The sequence below is a fragment of the Streptomyces sp. MBT65 genome, assembly GCF_016612545.1.
Lineage (GTDB): Bacteria > Actinomycetota > Actinomycetes > Streptomycetales > Streptomycetaceae > Streptomyces.
In genome coordinates this window covers 1-5,361 of record NZ_JAENRY010000425.1, presented here as the reverse complement: position 1 = coordinate 5,361, position 5,361 = coordinate 1, and the positions used below count along the sequence as shown (strand labels likewise).

Here is a 5,361-nt window from a genome sequence, read left to right as displayed (position 1 = left end):
CCGGTCCACGGCGCGCAGATGATGCCGTGGGGCGTTCGGGGTGGGGGTGTCGAGCGGGGCGGAGGGGAGAGCGGGGAGAGAACGGATGATCGCCATGAGAGGTCAGCTCTTTCGCGCGAGAGGTTCGTCGAGGGACGTACGTCGAGTCGCGCAGGCCAAAGGCCGAAGGTGGTACGGCTTTAGAGGGCCGGCGCGTTCATCGCGCGACAACACACCCGGTCGAAGTCATGGTGCTGACGGGAAGGCCAGAAGGGCTCCAGGTCACGGCGACCCGTCGCTCCGCACTTCTGGTAGTTGCCCATGCGCCCATTGAACCAGACACACGCCCGCAACAGGACCCTCCTCTCACAGCTTGGACGCCCCCTTGGCGGGAAATTGACGTCCGGCCCCTCAGCCCACCAGCCGTCTGTGCCAGGTCAGCGGCTTGACGTCGATCGCCCTGTCCGGATCGCCGTTCCAGTCGGCGGACAGCCCGGCGGCCCGGAGCGCGGCCAGGACCTCGTGCCCGACGGCCGTGGTGGTGTCGGCCGAGCCGTCGAACCCGCCGTAGTGCAGAGCGAGCCCGTGTCCCTCGACGGCGTGCTCGGTGACCTGCTGGTGGAAGAAGACGAAGCCACGCGCGCCCTCCCGCTCCGCGCCTATCTCCGCGAGGCCGCAGCCCCGGCAGCAGGCGAAGTCCTCCCGGGCGGTGATGCCGCTCGCGTCCAAGGCCTCGAAGGCGCCGGTGAGCCGGTCCGGGTCGGTGACGCCCTCCCAGACCGCCTGCTCGGCCACGCGCTCCAGCCACAGCCGGTCCACCAGCCGGGAGGCCTGCGCCCGCGACACCGGCCGCTCGTCGCCGTCGACCAGCCACTCCTCGGCGATCTCGGTCAGCACCTTCCGGTCGTCGTAGCCGCAGCGCAGCCGCGTCCGCACCCGCTCCTCGACCTTCTCCCGCACCGCGTCCGGCAGCTCGGGCACCTCCTCCCGGGGCCCCAGGTCGACCGGCTCCCACACGACGCCCGCGTCCCAGTCGGCGCCCTCCGCCTGCCGCGCCCAGCCGGTCAGCAGCTCCGCCACGCGCACCGCGTCCGTGAGATTCGTACCGTAGAACTCGTCCTCGCTCAGCCGGTGTTCGAGGCGGTAGTCCCCGCCCTCCTCGTGCCACACCTGGGCGAACACATCGGGGAGGTCCGGTATCCGCTGCACGACCAGGAAGCGGTCGCCGGCGCCCCCGATCCGCGCCACCAGCTCCCGCAGTCGTACGGCCGAAATACGGCTGTGCGCCTGCCCGTTCTCCGTCTCGACCTTGATGTCGAGACCCGTGTCGATGCCCCCGTGGATGTCCATGGACCAAGACTTGCACGCGCCACTGACAACGCGGACGGCAACGCGAAGGGGCGCCCACCACGACGGTGGACGCCCCTCCGGGAAAGCGGGGGTGCGGATCAGACCTGGCCGGCCTTCTCCAGGGCGGTGCAGCACGTGTCGACGATGAGGCGCGTCACCAGGTACGGGTCGACGTTGGCGTTCGGACGGCGGTCCTCGATGTAGCCCTTGCCGTCCTTCTCGACCTGCCACGGGATACGCACCGAGGCGCCGCGGTTGGAGACGCCGTAGGAGTACTCGTTCCACGGGGCGGTCTCGTGCAGGCCGGTGAGGCGGTCGTCGATGCCGGCGCCGTAGTGCTTGACGTGGTCGAGGGGCTTGGAGCCCTCGCCGAGGGACTCGCACGCGGTGATGATCGCGTCGTAGCCCTCACGCATGGCCTTGGTGGAGAAGTTGGTGTGCGCGCCCGCGCCGTTCCAGTCGCCCTTGACCGGCTTGGGGTCGAGGGTCGCGGAGATGCCGAAGTCCTCGGCGGTGCGGTAGAGCAGCCAGCGGGCGATCCACAGGTGGTCGGAGACCTCCAGCGGGGAGACCGGGCCGACCTGGAACTCCCACTGGCCGGGCATGACCTCGGCGTTGATGCCGGAGATCGCGAGACCGGCCTTCAGGCAGTTCTCCAGGTGGGCCTCGACGATCTCGCGGCCGAAGATCTCGTCGGCGCCGACACCGCAGTAGTAACCGCCCTGGGGGGCCGGGAAGCCGCCCTCGGGGAAGCCCAGCGGGCGCGCGCCGTCGAAGAAGGTGTACTCCTGCTCGATGCCGAAGATCGGCTCCTGAGCGGCGAACTTGGTGGCGACCTCGACGAGCGCGGCACGCGTGTTGGACTCGTGCGGCGTCATGTCGATCTCGAGGACCTCGCACATGACGAGGATGTCGTCGCCGCCGCGGATCGGGTCCGGGAAGCTGGCGACCGGCTTGAGCACGCGGTCCGAGGAGTGCCCCTCGGCCTGGTTCGTGGACGACCCGTCGAAGCCCCAGATCGGGAGCTCGGCACCCTTGGCGTCGTCCGCCAGAATCTTCGTCTTCGAACGGAGCTTGGCCGTCGGCTGGGTGCCGTCGATCCAGATGTACTCAGCCTTGAAGGTCACGGGCCACATCCTTCGGGGTGGGTCATTCGTCGCACTCGCGGGTGCTGCGGCGCAGCGGCACTGGAGCGCCGCGATTCATGCCGGGCAGCCTGTCAATATGCGATTTCCCGATCATTGCTCAAGTGTGAACCCCGTGTTACCTGGTGGTGCTGTGGCGCGATTCACGTGACCTTCGCCGAGCGCACTGTTCGCAGTCGCGGACGGGGGTGGCCGGACGGCTCGTATGCGATGGGGTTGGCCGCGGCGCGGGGGTAACAACAGGGGTGACAAGGGGAGGGAGAGGCGAGTGGGCATGACCATGAGTATTCGCGGCACGTACGACCCCGACCGCTTCGGGTTCGCCTACGACAAGGTCATGGCGAAGTGGCCCGGGGAGCGCGAGGCGGTGACCGTCCCGACGCCGTTCGGGGAGACGTACGTGAACGTGTGCGGGCCCGCCGACGGGCGTCCGCTCGTGCTGCTGCCGGGCGGCGGGGGAGCGACCTCGGCGTCCTGGTACGCGCAGGCCGGCGAGCTGGCGCGGGCCGGTCACCGTGTCCACGCCGTCGACCTGATCGGCTTCCCAGGCCGCAGCGTCCCGGCCCCCGGCCGGCGCCCGCGCACGGTGGCCGACCTGATGACCTGGCTGGACGCGGTCCTCGACGGGCTCGGCCCGACGTCCACCGACCTCGGTGGTCATTCCTACGGCGGCTGGATCGCCCTGCACTACGCCCTGCACGCGCCCGACCGCGTACGCCGTCTGTTCCTCCTCGACCCGACCCAGTGCTTCGCCGGGTTCGAGACGGCGTATCTGCTGCACGCGCTGCCGATGCTGCTATGGCCCACCGCGCGCCGGGTCCGCGCGTTCCTGGAGTGGGAGACCGGGGGAGCGGTGCTGGACCCCGACTGGCTGCGCCTCCAGGAGGCGGGCGCGGGGTTCCCGTCCGCGAAACCGGTGACCGGTCCCCGCCCGGCGCCGGACGCGCTGCGCGGGCTGAACGCGTCGGTCCTGCTGCTTCTGGCCGGAAGCAGCAGGACCTGTGACACGCACCTGGTGAAGACCCGGGCGGCGGGTCTGCTGCCGCACGTGGAGATCGACATCCTCGCGGACGTCTCTCATCACGCGCTGCCGCAGGCCGCGCCGGAGCGACTGGGCCGTCACCTCACCGGTTTTCTCGGACCCTGAGCGTCACCCCACCTTCTGGATCAGAGCACGGCGGATGAGGAACTTGCCGGGCTCACGGACCTGTTCGAAAGCCGCGTTGTTCAGCAGGACGCAGCTGCCGGAGACCGAAGTGACCTTCACCGTCGTGGACTTGTTGTTGTCCAGGTTGGTGACCTTCAGCGTCGTCCCCGCCGGGAACTGGTTGCTGGACGCGGCGGGCGCACCGGCCTCGCCGGAGAGCGTGACGGTCGAGCCGTTGCACACCTGGCTGCCCGCGGCGGCGCCGGCACCCGTGTTGCCGGTGTTGCCCGCGGGCGGGGTCGCCTTGGAGGTGGCCGGGGCCGCGGGTGCCGACTGCGCCGGCTGCGTGGTCTGGGAGCCCTGAGCCGACTCCCCAACCGCACAACCGGACGCCTTCTGCTGCACCTTGATCTGCGCGATGACCGCCTCGCGGTTGGCGATCCGCGCCGCCGACTGTGCGTCGGGGTTGGCCTTCTGGCCTGCGATAAAGGTCTGGTTGTTGCCGAGGGCGGTGGCGAGCCCCTGGCAGACCGTCGAGTTCGTCGCGGACAGCGTCTTGGCGTTCTGGGCCGTGGACTGCGACGCGTTCGACGTGGTGGCCAGGGCGAAGGCCCCGCCGCCGGCGACCGCGGCTGCGGTGACCAGCAGCGCCAGCTTCTTCTTCGTGCTGGCAGTTCTCCTGCGCGACATGCGCGTCTCCTGTGGGGTAGGGGACCGTACGCCGCTATGTACGGGATACCGAACGATGTAACTCACCCGACACATGAGTCACTGAAGTGACGTACGCCACACGGAAGTTGTGGATCAGCTGTGGCGTGCCTGCTATCGGGACAGTGCCTCCCGTACGGCCTCGTCGCTGCGGGCGACCACCGCCGTGCCGTCGTCCGCGGTGATGATCGGGCGCTGGATCAGCTTCGGGTGCTCGGCCAGCGCGGTCACCCACCGCGCCCGCGAACTCCCGTCCCGCGCCCACTCCTTGAGCCCCAGCTCCTTCGCCACGGGCTCCTGGGTGCGGGTGATGTCCCACGGTTCGACCCCGAGGCGTTCCAGTACGGCCCTGATCTCGGCCTCGCTCGGCACGTCCTCCAGATAGCGGCGGACGGTGTACTCGGCGCCCTCCGCGTCGAGCAGGCTCACGGCGCTGCGGCACTTGGAACAGGCCGGGTTGATCCAGATCTCCATGGGATTCACGGTACGCGAAACCCGTCTTCCACCCACGTCACAGTGCCCTCAACAGCCTTTGTGGCCAGGGCGTTTGTCAGTGGCGGGTAGTAAAATAGAAGCAGTGTTCGAGGGTGTCGCCGGGGGGTCCGGACGGCGCCCTGACCGCGACAGGAGGATGTCCGTGCCCGCTGCCGCACTGAAGCCGAAGTCGTTGCCGACCCAGTCCACCGCGAAGCGTCCCGTCCAACTCGACCTGCCCTACGTGCCCGTGGAGAAGCGCCCGCTGCCGCCCGGGCGCCCGCGGGAGTGGTACGTCACGCACAACCGCCGCCTCAAGGCGATGCGGCTGGCCATCGCCCTGCTCGACTCGGGCGTGTACGTCCCGAACCAGGCCCGCAACGAGACGATCCGCAGCGCCGCGGAACTGATCGGGGTCCATGCGCCGTCGGACACGACGTGTCACATGGTGCGGGCGTTGATGCGGTACTCGCGTTGATCGTGACGCCGGGTGCGTTGTGCCCTTGGCGTGCTCGGCGTTGAGGGTTGGCCGGGGTTGAAAGTGCGGGACGGGCGACT

At 69.7% G+C, this 5,361-nt stretch carries 6 protein-coding genes; 2 read left to right on the top strand and 4 right to left on the bottom strand.

Annotated features, from left to right (window positions below; translation table 11 throughout):
* Positions 1 to 390: 390 nt before the first annotated feature.
* Together JHN63_RS47035 and glnII are read right to left on the bottom strand one after the other, a co-directional pair.
* Entirely contained in the window at positions 391 to 1,329 is a 939-nt protein-coding gene (locus tag JHN63_RS47035) for a hypothetical protein (protein WP_200691272.1), read from the bottom strand.
* Positions 1,330 to 1,427: 98 nt separating this feature from the next.
* A complete protein-coding gene (glnII, locus tag JHN63_RS47030; RefSeq protein ID WP_200691271.1) occupies positions 1,428 to 2,456 on the bottom strand; it encodes a glutamine synthetase in 1,029 nt (342 codons plus the stop codon).
* Between the two features lie 298 nt (positions 2,457 to 2,754).
* Here glnII and JHN63_RS47025 point away from each other — a divergent pair, with 298 nt between their 5' ends.
* A complete protein-coding gene (locus JHN63_RS47025) occupies positions 2,755 to 3,621 on the top strand; it encodes an alpha/beta fold hydrolase (RefSeq protein WP_200691273.1) in 867 nt (288 codons plus the stop codon).
* Between the two features lie 3 nt (positions 3,622 to 3,624).
* Here JHN63_RS47025 and JHN63_RS47020 read toward each other — a convergent pair whose 3' ends face one another.
* Complete coding sequence (locus JHN63_RS47020; protein WP_200691270.1) at positions 3,625 to 4,311, bottom strand: hypothetical protein; 687 nt, start codon at positions 4,309 to 4,311, stop codon at positions 3,625 to 3,627.
* A 132-nt stretch (positions 4,312 to 4,443) separates the two neighbouring features.
* A complete protein-coding gene (locus JHN63_RS47015; protein ID WP_200691269.1) occupies positions 4,444 to 4,803 on the bottom strand; it encodes an arsenate reductase family protein in 360 nt (119 codons plus the stop codon).
* Between the two features lie 163 nt (positions 4,804 to 4,966).
* On the opposite strand from JHN63_RS47015, the gene JHN63_RS47010 reads away from it, so the two are divergent.
* Positions 4,967 to 5,281 carry a hypothetical protein gene (locus tag JHN63_RS47010; protein ID WP_200691268.1) on the top strand — a complete coding sequence of 105 codons (315 nt, stop codon included), beginning with the start codon at positions 4,967 to 4,969 and terminating at the stop codon, positions 5,279 to 5,281.
* Positions 5,282 to 5,361: the final 80 nt, after the last annotated feature.